The 14,089-nt window shown below is 63.1% G+C and carries 15 protein-coding genes; 7 read left to right on the top strand and 8 right to left on the bottom strand.

Translation table 11 applies throughout. The features are described 5' to 3' along the window. The first annotated feature begins 88 nt into the window (after positions 1-88). Positions 89-2,149: a DNA topoisomerase IV subunit B gene (parE, locus tag J1C56_RS02675; protein ID WP_214386642.1), complete on the top strand. Its 2,061-nt coding sequence runs from the start codon at positions 89-91 to the stop codon at positions 2,147-2,149. An 18-nt stretch (positions 2,150-2,167) separates the two neighbouring features. Here parE and J1C56_RS02670 read toward each other — a convergent pair whose 3' ends face one another. After that, positions 2,168-3,289 (bottom strand): DUF2336 domain-containing protein, encoded by a 1,122-nt coding sequence (locus J1C56_RS02670; RefSeq protein WP_214385750.1) that lies wholly within the window; start codon positions 3,287-3,289, stop codon positions 2,168-2,170. A gap of 150 nt (positions 3,290-3,439) precedes the next feature. Here J1C56_RS02670 and J1C56_RS02665 point away from each other — a divergent pair, with 150 nt between their 5' ends. Both J1C56_RS02665 and J1C56_RS02660 read left to right on the top strand, forming a co-directional pair. Further along, a complete protein-coding gene (locus J1C56_RS02665; protein ID WP_214385749.1) occupies positions 3,440-3,892 on the top strand; it encodes a MaoC family dehydratase in 453 nt (150 codons plus the stop codon). After that, positions 3,892-4,773 (top strand): HpcH/HpaI aldolase/citrate lyase family protein, encoded by an 882-nt coding sequence (locus J1C56_RS02660; RefSeq protein ID WP_214385747.1) that lies wholly within the window; start codon positions 3,892-3,894, stop codon positions 4,771-4,773. Before J1C56_RS02665 ends, J1C56_RS02660 begins: the two co-directional genes overlap by 1 nt. A gap of 3 nt (positions 4,774-4,776) precedes the next feature. On the opposite strand, the gene J1C56_RS02655 is transcribed toward J1C56_RS02660, so the two are convergent. Next, the gene (locus tag J1C56_RS02655) at positions 4,777-5,382 is read right to left on the bottom strand and encodes a flavin reductase family protein (protein WP_214385745.1); all 606 of its coding nucleotides are present in this window, start codon (positions 5,380-5,382) and stop codon (positions 4,777-4,779) included. 5 nt (positions 5,383-5,387) lie between these two features. Next, positions 5,388-5,972, bottom strand: a complete 585-nt coding sequence (locus J1C56_RS02650) for a nitroreductase family protein (RefSeq protein ID WP_214385743.1) — start codon at positions 5,970-5,972, stop codon at positions 5,388-5,390. A gap of 137 nt (positions 5,973-6,109) precedes the next feature. On the opposite strand from J1C56_RS02650, the gene J1C56_RS02645 reads away from it, so the two are divergent. Then, positions 6,110-7,078, top strand: a complete 969-nt coding sequence (locus J1C56_RS02645; protein WP_214385741.1) for a hypothetical protein — start codon at positions 6,110-6,112, stop codon at positions 7,076-7,078. Between the two features lie 424 nt (positions 7,079-7,502). Here J1C56_RS02645 and thrS read toward each other — a convergent pair whose 3' ends face one another. From thrS to J1C56_RS02625, 4 genes are all read right to left on the bottom strand, one after another. Beyond that, positions 7,503-9,476 carry a threonine--tRNA ligase gene (gene thrS / locus J1C56_RS02640; RefSeq protein WP_214385740.1) on the bottom strand — a complete coding sequence of 658 codons (1,974 nt, stop codon included), beginning with the start codon at positions 9,474-9,476 and terminating at the stop codon, positions 7,503-7,505. 155 nt (positions 9,477-9,631) lie between these two features. Beyond that, entirely contained in the window at positions 9,632-10,417 is a 786-nt protein-coding gene (gene blaOXA, locus J1C56_RS02635) for a class D beta-lactamase (RefSeq protein WP_420797364.1), read from the bottom strand. Between the two features lie 216 nt (positions 10,418-10,633). After that, on the bottom strand, positions 10,634-10,996 hold the full coding sequence (yidD, locus tag J1C56_RS02630; RefSeq protein WP_214385738.1) for a membrane protein insertion efficiency factor YidD: 363 nt from the start codon (positions 10,994-10,996) through the stop codon (positions 10,634-10,636). A gap of 98 nt (positions 10,997-11,094) precedes the next feature. After that, positions 11,095-11,259 carry a hypothetical protein gene (locus J1C56_RS02625; protein WP_214385736.1) on the bottom strand — a complete coding sequence of 55 codons (165 nt, stop codon included), beginning with the start codon at positions 11,257-11,259 and terminating at the stop codon, positions 11,095-11,097. Between the two features lie 94 nt (positions 11,260-11,353). Here J1C56_RS02625 and J1C56_RS02620 point away from each other — a divergent pair, with 94 nt between their 5' ends. Continuing rightward, a complete protein-coding gene (locus tag J1C56_RS02620; protein ID WP_214385734.1) occupies positions 11,354-12,295 on the top strand; it encodes a LysR substrate-binding domain-containing protein in 942 nt (313 codons plus the stop codon). On the opposite strand, the gene J1C56_RS02615 is transcribed toward J1C56_RS02620, so the two are convergent. Continuing rightward, entirely contained in the window at positions 12,277-12,705 is a 429-nt protein-coding gene (locus tag J1C56_RS02615) for an iron-sulfur cluster assembly scaffold protein (protein WP_214385732.1), read from the bottom strand. The genes J1C56_RS02620 and J1C56_RS02615 overlap by 19 nt on opposite strands. A 238-nt stretch (positions 12,706-12,943) precedes the next feature. On the opposite strand from J1C56_RS02615, the gene folE reads away from it, so the two are divergent. Together folE and hisI are read left to right on the top strand one after the other, a co-directional pair. Beyond that, a complete protein-coding gene (folE, locus tag J1C56_RS02610) occupies positions 12,944-13,585 on the top strand; it encodes a GTP cyclohydrolase I FolE (RefSeq protein WP_214385730.1) in 642 nt (213 codons plus the stop codon). A 35-nt stretch (positions 13,586-13,620) separates the two neighbouring features. Continuing rightward, positions 13,621-14,076 (top strand): phosphoribosyl-AMP cyclohydrolase, encoded by a 456-nt coding sequence (gene hisI / locus J1C56_RS02605; protein ID WP_214385728.1) that lies wholly within the window; start codon positions 13,621-13,623, stop codon positions 14,074-14,076. Positions 14,077-14,089: the final 13 nt, after the last annotated feature.

The raw sequence follows: 14,089 nt of genomic DNA, 5'->3' as shown, positions 1-14,089 counted from the left end.
TACGAACAGATCAAGAACTGTTGCCGGACAGGCAAAACTGGCAAACTCGACAAACTGATTCGCGAGCATCGGAAAAACCGTATTGAGCATGGACGACAACAGCGACCTTTTCGGCAATCTCGGCGGCCAGCCCGCACGCCCCGTCTCCCGACCTGCGGATCCGTTGGTGCAAGCGGCAGCGGCCAAGCGCCCGGCACCGGCCGTCAAGGATGGCAGCGAAGGTTATGACGCCAGCCACATCGAGGTGCTGGAAGGGCTGGAGCCCGTGCGTCGCCGTCCGGGCATGTATATCGGCGGAACCGACGAAAAGGCGCTGCACCACCTCTTCGCTGAAGTCATCGACAACTCGATGGATGAGGCCGTCGCCGGTCATGCCACCTTCATCGAAGTCGAACTCAGCGCCGACGGCTATCTGACCGTGACCGACAACGGGCGCGGCATCCCGGTCGACCCGCATCCCAAATTCAAGGACAAGTCGGCACTCGAAGTGATCATGACGACGCTGCATGCCGGCGGCAAGTTCGACTCCAAGGTCTACGAGACCTCGGGCGGCCTGCACGGCGTCGGCGTGTCGGTGGTCAATGCGCTTTCGGATGACCTCGAAGTCGAGGTCGCGCGCGGGCGTAAACTCTACCGCCAGCGCTTTTCGCGCGGTGTCCCGCAGGGCGGGCTCGAACTGCTCGGCGACGTACAGAACCGGCGCGGCACGCGGACCCGTTTCCATCCCGATCCCGACATTTTCGGCAAGGGCGCGCATTTCGAGCCGGCCCGCATCTGCAAGATGGCGCGCTCGAAGGCCTATCTGTTCGGCGGCGTCGAAATCCGCTGGAGCTGCGATCCCGCGCTGCTCAAGGAAAAGGAGGAAACGCCAGCCAAGGCGGTGTTCCATTTCCCCGGCGGCCTCGGCGACTATCTCAAGGCCTCGCTCGGCGACGAGATGCAGGTCACCCGCGAAATCTTTTCGGGCAAGAGCGAGAAGCAGAGCGGCCACGGCTCGGTCGAATGGGCCGTCACCTGGTTCGGCGGCGACGGCTTCATCAATTCCTACTGCAACACCATCCCGACCGGTGATGGCGGCACCCACGAGATGGGCTTCCGCAACATTCTGACGCGCGGCCTGCGCGCCTATGCCGACCTCGTCGGCAACAAGCGCGCCTCGATCATGACCAGCGAAGACGTGATGATCTCGGCAGCCGGCATGCTGTCCGTGTTCATCCGCGAGCCGGAATTCGTCGGCCAGACCAAGGACAAGCTGGCGACCGTCGAAGCCATGCGTATCGTCGAGACTGCGATCCGCGATCCGTTCGACCACTGGCTCGCCGACAACCCGCAGGAAGCTTCCAAGCTGCTCGACTGGGTGATCGCGCGCGCCGACGAACGCGTGCGCCGGCGCCAGGAAAAGGAAGTGTCGCGCAAGAGCGCCGTGCGCAAGCTGCGCCTGCCCGGCAAGCTCGCCGACTGCACGCAGAACGCCGCCGCGGGTGCTGAACTGTTCATCGTCGAGGGCGACTCGGCCGGTGGCTCGGCCAAGCAGGCGCGCGACCGCTCGATGCAGGCGATCCTGCCGCTGCGTGGCAAGATCCTCAACGTCGCCAGTGCCGGCCACGACAAGCTGACCGCCAACCAGCAGATCGCCGACCTGATCCAGGCACTCGGATGCGGCACGCGTTCGAAGTATCGCGACGAAGACCTTCGCTATGACCGCGTCATCATCATGACCGACGCCGACGTCGACGGCGCCCATATCGCCTCGCTGCTGATCACCTTCTTCTACCAGGAGATGCCGCAGCTGATCCGCGACGGCCATCTCTACATGGCCGTGCCACCTCTCTACAGCCTGCGCCAGGGTGGCAAGGTCGGCTACGCCCGGGATGACGCCCATAAGGAAGAGCTGTTGCGCACCGAGTTCAACGGCCGCGGCAAGGTCGAGATCGGCCGATTCAAGGGCCTTGGCGAGATGATGGCGAGCCAGCTCAAGGAAACGACGATGGACCCCAGGAAGCGCACGCTTCTCCGGGTCGACGTGATCGACGCTGAAGAGGCCACCAAATCGGCCGTCGATGCGCTGATGGGAACAAAGCCGGAAGCGCGTTTCCGCTTTATCCAGGACCGCGCCGAATTCGCCCGGACGGAAGTGCTGGATATCTGAACGGCGTCGGCTGCTTGCTCAGGCAGCCGCTATCGCCAGCGCATGGCCGCGGGCGTTTTCACGCAGGGCTTCGAGATGGATCGACTTGACCAGCCCGGCCATTTCGCCTTGGGCTGCCTGGCCGCCCAGTTCCTTGAGCATCAGCCAGCTGACTTCCTGGGCGCCGGCGACACGGCGGCCATTGGCCACTTCGCGCCAAATCTTCAAGGCCCGCAGGATGATCGCATGCGTTGCGTCAGCCAGGCCGGCTGAGCGGAACAGCGCGGTGAGCGCGACATCCTGGCCGGCTGACAGCAGCGCCCTCACCCGAGGCTCGTCGCGACCGCTCAGCACGACCAAGGCCGCGCCGAAGAAATCGACCTTGCCGTGGGCAAGAATGCGGATGATGAAACTCGCGGTCAGGTCGCCGCGCAAGCGCAGATGTTCGACCAGCGCCATGTGTTCGTTGGCGCGGGTGCCTTCGATGAGCGTCAGCGAGGCTTTGACGCATGCATCGCGTGTCACCTTTTCAGCGCGCGCGGCGCCCATCAATGCCATGACAAAGGGCGACGCCTTCAAGGCTTCGCCGAGTTTGACCAGCAGCAGGTGCCGGCAGTCGGACGGCAGTCGTGGATCGGCAACCAGCGCTTCGCGCACGCGCGCATCATGGCCAAAGCGCTCGGCCATCCGGCGAAAGCTCAGCGTGGCGATGTCGGCGCCATAATTCTGCAGCAGGACGAGACAGGCCTCCGCCTCACCGACTTCAGCGACCGCGGCTGCAAGCGACATCGAGACGACGGCGCGGTCGGCAACGAGTTTCTGGATGGCGGTCGAGCCCGATGCGACCCGGTCGATGAGATCGGCGTCGGTCAGCAACGGAGAACGCGCGAGCACCATGGCGGCGACGTCGGGCTGGTCGGCGGCAAGTGCCGAGATGACCTGTAGTGGCGCATGGATGCTCATCGAAAGCGCCTCGGCCAGCGCCTGGCGTACCTTCGACGAAGGGTCATCGAGCAGCAGCGTCAACGCCGCTTCTGCGGCGCAACGATCCTCGAACGGCATCTCGCGATTGACGTAAGCGCTTGCCAATGCGGATGCTGCGGCTACCCGCTCGCTCACCTTGGCGGTGTCCATCCATTTCAGGAAATGCGAGACCACCATTCGTTTTTCCGCGCCCCCGGCAACCCGTGCCAAACCCCTGATGCGACCCTAGGAAAAAAAGGTTTACGAACGGTTCACCATATCCGTTAACCCGCTTGCCGGGCGCCGAGGCAGCGCCTATCAAATCGGCACAAACAGGAGGAATTGCCGATGGCCGGACTTTATCTTGAGGAATTCGTCGTCGGCCAGGTGATCCGGCATCAGCTCACCAAGACCGTCACCGAGAGCGACAACATGTTCTTCTCGACGATGACGCTGAACCCGCAGCCGCTCCACATCGACTTCGACTTCGCGGCCAAGAGCGAATGGGGCAAGCCTCTGGTCAATTCGCTGTTCACGCTCGGGCTTATGATCGGCATTTCGGTGCACGACACGACGCTCGGCACCACCATCGGCAACCTCGGCATGACCGAAACCACCTTCCCGCACCCGGTCTTTCATGGCGACACCATCCGTGTCGAAACAGAGGTGCTTTCGGTCCGCGAATCGAAATCGAAGACGGATCGCGGCGTCGTCGAGTTCCTGCATTGCGCCTATAATCAGGATGGCGCCCTCGTTGCCAAATGCCAGCGCCAAGCGATGATGAAGAAGAAGGCGGCCTGATGCGCTCGCTGCTGTTTGTTCCAGGCGATTCCGAAAAGAAGCTCGAACGCGGGTTTTCGTCCGGCGCCGACGTCGTCATCGTCGACCTCGAGGATTCGGTCGCTCCCGACAACAAGGCCCACGCGCGCGGCATGTCGGCCGATTTCATCGCCAAGCGGCGCGCCGAAACGCGGGCCGCGATCTACGTCCGCGTCAACGACCTGTCGACCGGGCTCACCGACGACGACCTCAGGGCAATCATCCCTATCGCGCCTGACGGTATCATGCTGCCCAAGTCCAACTCCGGCGCCGACGTCCAGCATCTGTCGACCAAGCTGCGTGTGCATGAAGCGGAAAACGGCCTGCCAGACGGTGCCATCCGAATCATCCCGATCATCACGGAAACCGCAGCCGGCGTGCTGGCGACCGCAAGCTACGTCGGCGCAAGCGCCCGCGTCGCCGGCCTGACATGGGGAGCGGAAGACCTTTCGGCCGCCATCGGCGCGCACGCAGCGCGTGACAGCGACGGCCGCTACACCGATGTGTTCCGGCTTGCCCGGACGATGACTGTCCTGGGTGCCGCAGCCGCCGATGTCGCGGCCATCGATACTGTGTTCGTCAATTTTCGGGATGGCGAAGGCCTGCGCGCAGAGTGCCTTGAGGCCGAGCGCGACGGCTTCACCGCCAAGATGGCGATCCACCCGGACCAGGTCGCCGTCATCAACGAGGCGTTCACGCCGACCGCGGAGGCGGTGGCGCGCGCGGCCTCCGTCGTCACTGCTTTCGAGGAAGCAGGCAATCCAGGCGTGGTCGGCATCAACGGCAAGATGTATGACCGGCCGCATCTTAGGCTCGCACAGCGCCTTCTTGCCCGGGCGCGTGCCGCCGGTGTCGTTGCCTGAGGCTCAGTCTTCCCAGCGCGGCCGGCGCATCGAGAAAATCGCATCGATCGTCGAGTAATCCATGTAACCGAGGCGCGAGACGTTGCCGGCCTTGACGACGTCGAACAGCCCGTCGGCCAGATAGGCCTCGTCGATATGGATGCCGACAACCTCGCCGATGACGACGATGGCGCCAGTCTCCCGGCCGTCCAACCCCTTGGGCCGGAAGATCTCGGTGACCTTGCATTCCAATGCTGCCGGCGCCTCGGCGACGCGCGGCGGCGCCACCAGCCGCGATGGCACCGGCGTCAGGCCGGCATAATCGAACTCGTTGACACCGCGCGGCGCGTTGACCGAACTCTTGTTCATCCTTTCGGCCAGATCCCGCCCGACTATGTTGGCAACGAACTCGCGGGTCTCGCCGGCGAAGGTCGCGCTGTCCTTCTGGCCCTCGGATGAGAACCAGACCAGCGGTGGCTTGCCGGACAGCGCGTTGAAGAAAGAATAGGGCGCGAGATTGAACGCCCCGTCCTTCCCGACTGTCGAAATCCAGCCGATCGGCCGCGGCGACACCAGCGCCTTGAACGGGTCATGCGGCAGGCCATGGCCATTCGACGGCTCGTAGAACACCTGGCCTAGCCCTCCCACGGCCCGGTGTAGTCGGCATAGAGCTTTGCCACATCAGGACGCGGGCGTTCCTGGCCGGCACCGTCATAGGAGCCGATGTGGATGAAGCCGACGACGCGCTCATGCGGCGCGAGGCCCAGCAACGCGCGGCCTTCCTCGACATCGGAGTACCAGTTGGTGATCATGTTGGTGCCATAGCCCAGTGCATTGGCGGCGGTGATCAGGTTCATCGCCGCCATGCCACCCGACAGGAACATTTCCCACCCGGGGATCTTGGGGTGCTCCTTGGGGCTCGAAACGACTCCGATGACCAGCGGCGCGCGCGAAAAGCGTGCGAGTTCCTGGTTGCGCCGGCCTTCCGGCAGCGGCCCTTCCCGACGCTCGGCCAGTTCGGCCAGCTTCTTGCCGATCTCGTTGCGCACGTCGCCACGATAAAGGATGAAGCGCCAGGGCTCCAGTCGGCCATGGTCGGGTACGCGACTTGCGGCCGCGAGAATCGTCGCAATCTCGCCGTCGGAAGGCGCTGGCGCGCGCAGCTCGGGGATCGGCGCGGAATTACGTGTCAGCAGGAAGTCGATGATCGGCGATGTCACGGCGCAGGCTCCTTGGGTGTTGGGCTGAAGCGCCTGTCCGTAAATGGTGGCTGCTCTGGCATCGGCGCAGTGCGGTTGAGAATCCATCGCGCCGGAATAGCCTTGAAATTGCCACCGCCTTGGGCTTCAAACAAGGCATGTCTAGGGGACGTTTCCGATTTTTCGTGCCGATTCTGGGTGCCGCACTGTTTATGGTGCCGCCTTCGGCCGTTTTCGCGCAGGACGGTGCTGCGGCCATCGACGGCTTGAGCCTTCCCGGCATCTCAAGTTTTGCCTCGCCGCGCGGCGACGAACCGCTGGCAACAGGCACCCTTGGCGAGATCACCTTGACCGCACAGCTGACCGACAAAGGCAGCGATATTGGCCGTGGCCTGGTCTGGCGCGTGTTCCGCCCCGAGGCCGGCCCCGACGGCAAGCTGCCCCTGGTCGCATCAGCGCAAGGCGGCACCAGCATGTTCCAGCTGCCACCCGGCAGCTACCTCGTTCATGCCTCCTACGGCCGCGCCGGCGCAACCAAGCGCATCACCGTCGGCAAGCAGGGCAAGCGCGAAAGCCTTGTGCTCGATGCCGGTGGCCTCAAGCTGGACGCTGTTCTTTCCGGCGGCGTTCGCATCCCGCCGGCCAAGCTTAGATTCTCGATCTTCGAGGCCGACGCCGGCAGCGACGGCGAACGTGCGCTGATCATCCCCAATGTCGCGCCCAACTCGGTGGTGCGTCTCAATTCCGGCACCTATCACGTCGTGTCGACCTACGGCAGCGTCAACGCGGTCATCCGCTCCGACATCCGCGTCGAGGCCGGCAAGCTGACCGAAGCGACTGTCGAGCACCGCGCCGCCGACGTCACCTTCAAGCTGGTGCGCGAAGCCGGCGGCGAGGCCATCGCCGACACGTCGTGGTCGGTGCTGACGGAATCCGGCGACCCGCTGCGCGAAGCCGTCGGGGCCTTCGCCTCGATGGTGCTATCTGAAGGTGACTACACGATCATCGCCAAGAACCGCGACCGCATCTACCAGCGCGACTTCACCGTCGTTGCCGGCCGCAACCAGGACGTCGAAGTCGTAGCCTCCGAAGACGCCGCGATCGACCCCAACGAAGGCGCCGACTAGGCGCCGGTCATCTCTCCGGGATTTTCACCTGCCACAACCGATGGCTGCACGCAGATTGGCTTTTCTGCGTGAGAAGCGTCGCTTGTCCTCTCAGAGATGATGCAAGCGTCGTATTCTGACATCGGGTCGAAAATTGAGTTCGTCGGCGAACGCATGCAAGCGTCATGGCGGAACCATCCTTCCACATGGAGCAATGCAATACGTCGTAGCCTAGGCTTGCCGGCACCGGCCTGCGCGGCCGCGGCGAAGTCGGCTTCTCACTGTCGGGCTGCCAAGTCGGATCATGGTCGGGATCGGCCTTCTACGACGGCGTCGGCGACGATGACTTTGAATCCTGGGGAGGGAGGCTGAGGTTCAGCAAGTCGTTCTGACTTCTGAACCTCAGAGATAAAAGGGCGGCATCGAGCCGCCCTTTTTGCTTGCCTCAGGCCACAGCGCGGCGGCGATCGGGTGCTGTCGCCTCGTCGCGCAGCGAGGCGATCGCTTCGTCGAGCCCCATCGACACCTGGTCGCGCGAACCGAGACGGCGGACATTGACACTCGCCTCTTCCGCTTCGCGCTTGCCGCAGACGAGAATGACCGGAACCTTGGCCAGCGAGTGCTCGCGGACCTTGTAGTTGATCTTCTCGTTGCGCAGATCGACTTCGGCCAGCAGACCCGCCGCCTTCAGCTTCGCCACGACCTCGCGGGCGTAGTCGTCGGCGTCCGAGGTGATGGTCGCCACCACCACTTGCAGCGGCGCAAACCAGAGCGGGAAATGGCCCGAATAGTTCTCGATCAGGATGCCGAGGAAACGCTCCATCGAACCGCAGATGGCGCGGTGGACCATGACCGGCTGCTTCTTCTCGGAGTCCGAGCCGATGTAGAAGGCACCGAACCGTTCGGGCAGGTTGAAATCGACCTGGGTCGTTCCGCACTGCCATTCGCGGCCGATGGCATCGCGCAGGACATACTCGAACTTGGGGCCGTAGAATGCACCCTCGCCCGGATTGATCGAGGTCTTGATGCGATTGCCCGACTGCGCCTGGATGGTCTTGAGCACATTGCTCATGATCTCCTCGGCATGGTCCCACGCCTCGTCGGAACCGACGCGCTTGTCCGGCCGCGTCGACAGCTTGACCGAAATCTCGTCGAAGCCGAAGTCGGCATAGGTCGACAGGATCAGGTCGTTGATGCGCAGGCACTCGGCGGCGAGCTGTTCTTCGGTGCAGAAGATATGCGCGTCGTCCTGGGTAAAGCCGCGGACGCGCATCAGCCCATGCAGCGCGCCCGACGGCTCGTAGCGGTGGACATTGCCGAATTCGGCGAGCTTTACCGGCAGATCGCGGTACGACTTCAGGCCGTGCTTGAATATCTGCACGTGACCCGGGCAGTTCATCGGCTTCAGCGCAAAGACGCGGTCATCGTCGGTGTCGTCGCCGGCGACCGTCACCTTGAACATCGCATCGCGATACCAGCCCCAGTGGCCCGAGGTCTCCCACAGCGACTTGTCGAGCACCTGCGGCGCGTTGACTTCCTGGTAGCCCTGCTGGTCGAGGCGGCGGCGCATGTAGCTGACGAGGTTCTGGAACATCTTCCAGCCCTTGGCATGCCAGAACACCACGCCCGGTCCCTCTTCCTGGAAATGGAACAGGTCCATCTCGCGGCCGAGACGACGATGGTCGCGCTTTTCGGCTTCTTCCAGCATGTGCAGATACTGGTCGAGCTGCGCCTGGTCAGCCCAGGCCGTGCCGTAGATGCGCGTCAGCATCGGGTTGTTGGAATCGCCGCGCCAGTAGGCACCGGCAACCTTCATCAGCTTGAAGGCGCTGCCGATCTGCCCGGTCGAAGCCATGTGCGGCCCCCGGCACAGGTCGAACCACTCGCCCTGCGCGTAGATGTTGAGGTTCTGGTCCTCGGGGATCGCATCGATCAGCTCGAGCTTGTAGGCCTCGCCCTTGTCGCGGAACACCTGCTTGGCCTTGTCGCGCGACCAGACCTGCTTGGTGAACGGCTTGTTCCGGCCGATGATCTCACGCATCTTCTTTTCGATCGCCGGAAAATCCTCGGGCGTGAAAGGCTCGTTGCGGGCGAAATCGTAGTAAAAGCCGTTGTCGATGACGGGGCCGATGGTGACCTGGGTACCGGGCCACAGTTCCTGCACGGCTTCCGCCAGCACGTGAGCTGTATCGTGGCGGATCAGTTCCAGCGCGCGCGGATCGTCGCGGGTGACGATCTCGACCTTGCCGGACTTGCCGAGCGGGTCGGAGAGATCGCGCAGGGTGCCATCGACGACGTAGGCCACCGCCTTCTTGGCCAGCGACTTCGAGATCGACTCGGCCAGGCCAGCACCGGTCAGCGCCGCGTCGTATTCGCGGACGGAACCATCGGGAAATGTCAGGGAAACGCAATTCGACAACGTTCTTCTCCTATCCAGTCCCGCAAACGAGCGCGGGTGGTTAAAAACCGGATGCGTCCGGCAGCGAGGGGTCTTTTAGGGGGAGTTTTCGGGCTCGTAAAGCCAAACAGCGGCGCTTCGAGCGCCGCTGTTGTCATTTCAATGGAGCGTACCGGTTAGTTGGTCGTCTTCATCAGCCCAGGCAGGTCGGAGAGGAAGTTGGCGCGCACCTTTGGCCCGAGCAGCACCGGGCTCCTGCCCTCGTTGACGAAAAGCCTGGCAAAAACGATCTTCCGGCCGTCCTTTTCGGCCCAGCCGACAAACCAGCCGAACGGCCTGTTACGATTTGTGGCGCCAGCCTTGTTGGTCAGCCAACCGGTTCCGGTCTTGCCCTGCACCTTCCAGTCGCCGGCGTCGAACCCAGGCAGGATGGATTCGGTCATTTCGAAAGCCTTGGCCGAAACCGGGAGCTTGCGGTCGAGAATGCGCCTGATGAAACTGGCCTGCTCATCAGGCGAGATCTTCAGCGACGAGCTCAGCCAGGAATGGGTCAGGCCATCCTTCTTGCCTGGATTGCCCGCGATGTCGCCATTGCCGTAGCCGAAGCTGCCGACATAGCCGGCAAAACGATCGTTGCCGAGCTTGCGGGTGATCTGCTGCGAATACCAGACAACCGAATCCTTCTCCCAGATCGTCGGGTCGATGGGCCTGTGGTCGCGCTTCACGGCATTGAACTCTGGCTTGTAGTCCCAGCGCGGGGTGCGCGCGTCGGTGAGGATGCCGGAATCATAACCCATCAGCGCCAACGGCACCTTGAACGTCGATGCCGGGCTTACGCGCCGGTCGCAGGCGCCGTCGCGGCGAAGCGTGGCGCCGCTTTGGGCGTCGACAATCAGCGTGCACTCGAACGCCGGCTTCAGCGCCGGGTCAGCAGCGGCTGTCTGCGCTTGGGCAAGAGGCACTGCGGCAAGGAACGTAAGGATCGCGAAGATCGAAGATCGACGAAATGAAGCAAGCACTGTCGTGACATCCTCTGTCGGTTAGCGCCAAAGGACTATGGACGGCAATTGTCTCGAATATGGCTTAACTTGGACTGAACTGTCTTAGCCTGATCAAATCGTAAACCGGTAAATATAGGCGTTAACTGATATGCTGGCGTTGCGCGGCGCGGACCGCGCTCATTGCCCCGATGTCCGGCGACCGATCAGCCAATAGCGCCACGGCGCGTACCAGGCATAGGCCGCGCCAAGGCTCTCGGGTACCCGGTCGATGCCATGGGTTCCCCATGGGCCGCAGCGCAGGACACGAAACAGCCCCATCCAGCCGCCGGCCCATAAACCATGGCGCGCGATTGCCTCATGCGCATATTCCGAACAGGTCGGCATGTGCCGGCACGAATTGCCGATGAAGCCCGAAAGCGTCAGCTGGTAAAGCCGGACCAGCGAGGTGCCAAGCAGCCGGCCCGGCGTCTTGCGCCAAGGACCGGCCCAATTGCGGCCGAGCGCTACCGGGCTGTGTCTGTGCTGGTGACCGTGGTCCATCGTCTCCGCCAGTCGGAACGTCATTTCGTCTATACATGACCATTCCGACATGCAGGCGCAATGTTCGGCAGATACCACCTCGCCGCTGCGGCGCCGTGTCACGCAAGCCAGCCAAGCTCCGTCCTGCGGTGGGGGCACCGCCGTTGCGGAGCGTCGAGTTGAAGCCGGTCGGCGCCGCAGCGCTTCGTGCCGCGAATGGGGTAGTCGCCCTGGAATGTCGCGATGCGGAACATCTCTGCGTAAGCGTTGAAGAGCGTTGGCATGGTTTTGCCTCCTTGGATGGGAGGATTAGACCGCCTCTAGCCGTCCTCTTCAAACGAGTATAACGTCCATCTTGGATAACTTGAGATTATGCGAATGAACCGCGGGCGGCTTCCGCTGACGGCACTCAGAAGTTTTGAAGCGGCCGGGCGGCACCTGAGTTTCAGCCGCGCGGCGGACGAGCTGTTTGTCACCCAGGCCGCTATCAGCCGCCAGATACGGGAGCTGGAAAGCTTCCTGCGCCAGCCGCTGTTCGTGCGTTACCACCGCCGTGTCGAACTGACCGAGCCTGGCCAGAAGCTGCTGCAGCAACTGGTCAAGAGCTTCGACGACATCGACCGAAGGCTTTCGGAACTGGCGACAAGGCCCTCCGTTTCGGTGGTCAGTGTCAGCGCCGAACCCGCGCTGGCCGCCAGCTGGCTTTTGCCGCGGCTCAACAAGTTCCGCGAGATGCGTCCCGACATCGAAATCGCGCTCGATGTCGACCCGCGGCTGATCGACTTCCGCAGCGACCAGGCGGAGCTCGCCTTGCGCTTCAGCGCGCACAACACCTCGTGGCCGCGCAGCGAGTCGGAGCTGTTGGGGCTTGTCGTCGATTCGCCTGTTTTGTCGCCGGCGCTGCTGGCCTCCGGCCCGCCTTTGGAATCTCCTGCCGACCTGCGCCGCTACACACTGTTGCACGAGGAAAACCGTCAGGGATGGGCGCGCTGGTTTGAAGCCGCAGGTGCGGCCGAAGCGCCTGTCCCGGAGCGTGGGCCGCTGCTGGCCGACGCGGCGTTGTCGAAACAGGCGGCGATGCTAGGCCACGGCGTCGCCCTTGGCGACCTGTTGCTGGTCTACGAGGAACTTCAGGCAGGAACGCTGATCAAGCCATTCGAAACCAACGTCGTGTGTGGCGGCTACTGGCTGGTGGCAAAGAACCTGACCAAGCTGTCCGAGCCGGCACAGTGCTTCGCCGAGTGGATCAAGGCCGAGTTCGCCGAAAGCCTCGATATCCTGGACAACTGCCTGGCTGCGGCCTACCTGCGCTCGATCTGACCGATGGCGTCGACCACGGCATCAAAGGTCAGCATCGTCGAGGCGTGCCGCGCCTTGTAGTCGCGCACCGGCTCGAGATACTTCAGGTCGCCGAAGCGGCCTTCCGGCGGCGTTCCACCTTCCTTGAGCATGCGCAGCATCGTGTCGCGCACCGCGCGCAATTCCTCGGCGCTGGCGCCAATGACATGTTCGGCCATGATCGACGACGACGCCTGGCCCAGCGCACAGGCTTTCACCTCATGGGCGAAGTCAGTGACAATGCCGTCCTTCATCGCCAGATTGATCGTAACCGTCGATCCGCACAATTTCGAATGCGCCGTCGCTGTCGCATCGGGGTGATCGAGCCGGCCCAGCCGGCCAATATTGCCGGCAAAACCGAGAATTTTCGTGTTGTAGATGTCGTCGATCAACTTTTTTCACTCTGAGTACGTGCGATGAACAACTCTTGTCGCGGTTGCATCTTTCATTCGTCATCGTCACCCATATATAATGGTGGCGCTCGCCTCCCGACAAGGCAGCAGAATCTGCATCGGGAGAAGAGCAAGATAAGCAGCTTTGGGTACGGCACTCCTGTTCCGGTGGTCCCTAAAGTGGCTGTGTCCGTTCAACTCGTCCCTGCTCTGACAGGGGCTACTGGAGACGCCTGATATGGATGCCGTTGCAAAGAAGCTGATGCCGCAATCAGCCTATATGGATAGGCCTGCGACCGACCGCCCGACCGAGGCGGAAGTTGAAGCCGCAGTGAAGGTACTCTTGCGCTGGACCGGCGACGATCCGCAGCGCGAAGGCCTTATCGACACGCCCAAGCGCGTGACCAAGGCTTTCCGCGAAATGTTCAATGGCTATGACATGTGCCCGGCCGACGAGCTCGGCCGCACCTTCGAGGAGGTCGCCGGCTATGACGACCTGGTCATCGTTCGCGACATAAAATTCCATTCGCATTGCGAGCACCACATGGTGCCGATCATCGGCAAGGCCCATGTCGGCTATCTGCCGGATGGAAAGGTCGTCGGGCTTTCCAAGATCGCCCGTGTCGTCGACATCTTCGCCCATCGCCTGCAGACGCAGGAAGCGATGACGGCGCAGATTGCCGGTGTCATCCAGGACGTGCTAAATCCGCGCGGCGTCGCCGTGATGATCGAGGCCGAGCACATGTGCATGGCCATGCGCGGCATCCGCAAGCAGGGTTCGACGACCCTGACCTCCACCTTCACCGGCGTTTTCCGGGACACCCCCGAAGAGCAGGTCCGGTTCGTGACCATGGTGCGAGCCGGCGGCGGCGGGATCTGATCCCGCTTCGCCGGTGCCCGAATTAGGACCCGGCGATGACCTTGCAGTTTCACCAAGCTTCCAACGACAAGCGCGCGCTCGAAGAGGGCGAGGCGTTCACGCCGCGTTTCGATGTCAACGGCCTGGTCACCGCCGTCGTGACCGATGCGACCGACGACATGCTGTTGATGGTCGCGCACATGAACGCCGAAGCCCTGGCGCTAACCATCGAAACGGGCATCGCCCACTACTGGTCGCGCTCGCGCGGCTCGTTGTGGAAGAAGGGCGAGACCTCGGGCAACTTCCAGCACGTCGTCGAAATCCGCACCGACTGCGACCAGGATGCCGTGTGGCTGCGCGTAAATGTTACCGGCCACGACGCAACCTGTCACACAGGCAGGCGTTCCTGCTTCTATCGGACGGTGGGGCAAAAGGACGGCGTCGCGATCCTCAGCGCAGACGGCAGCCACCCCTTGTTCGACGCAGATGACATCTACCGCAAGAAGTCGTGAACCGGCTACGTGT

It is taken from the genome of Aminobacter anthyllidis (genome assembly GCF_018555685.1).
Lineage (GTDB): Bacteria > Pseudomonadota > Alphaproteobacteria > Rhizobiales > Rhizobiaceae > Aminobacter > Aminobacter anthyllidis.
This window is presented reverse-complemented; position numbering and strand designations above follow the sequence as displayed.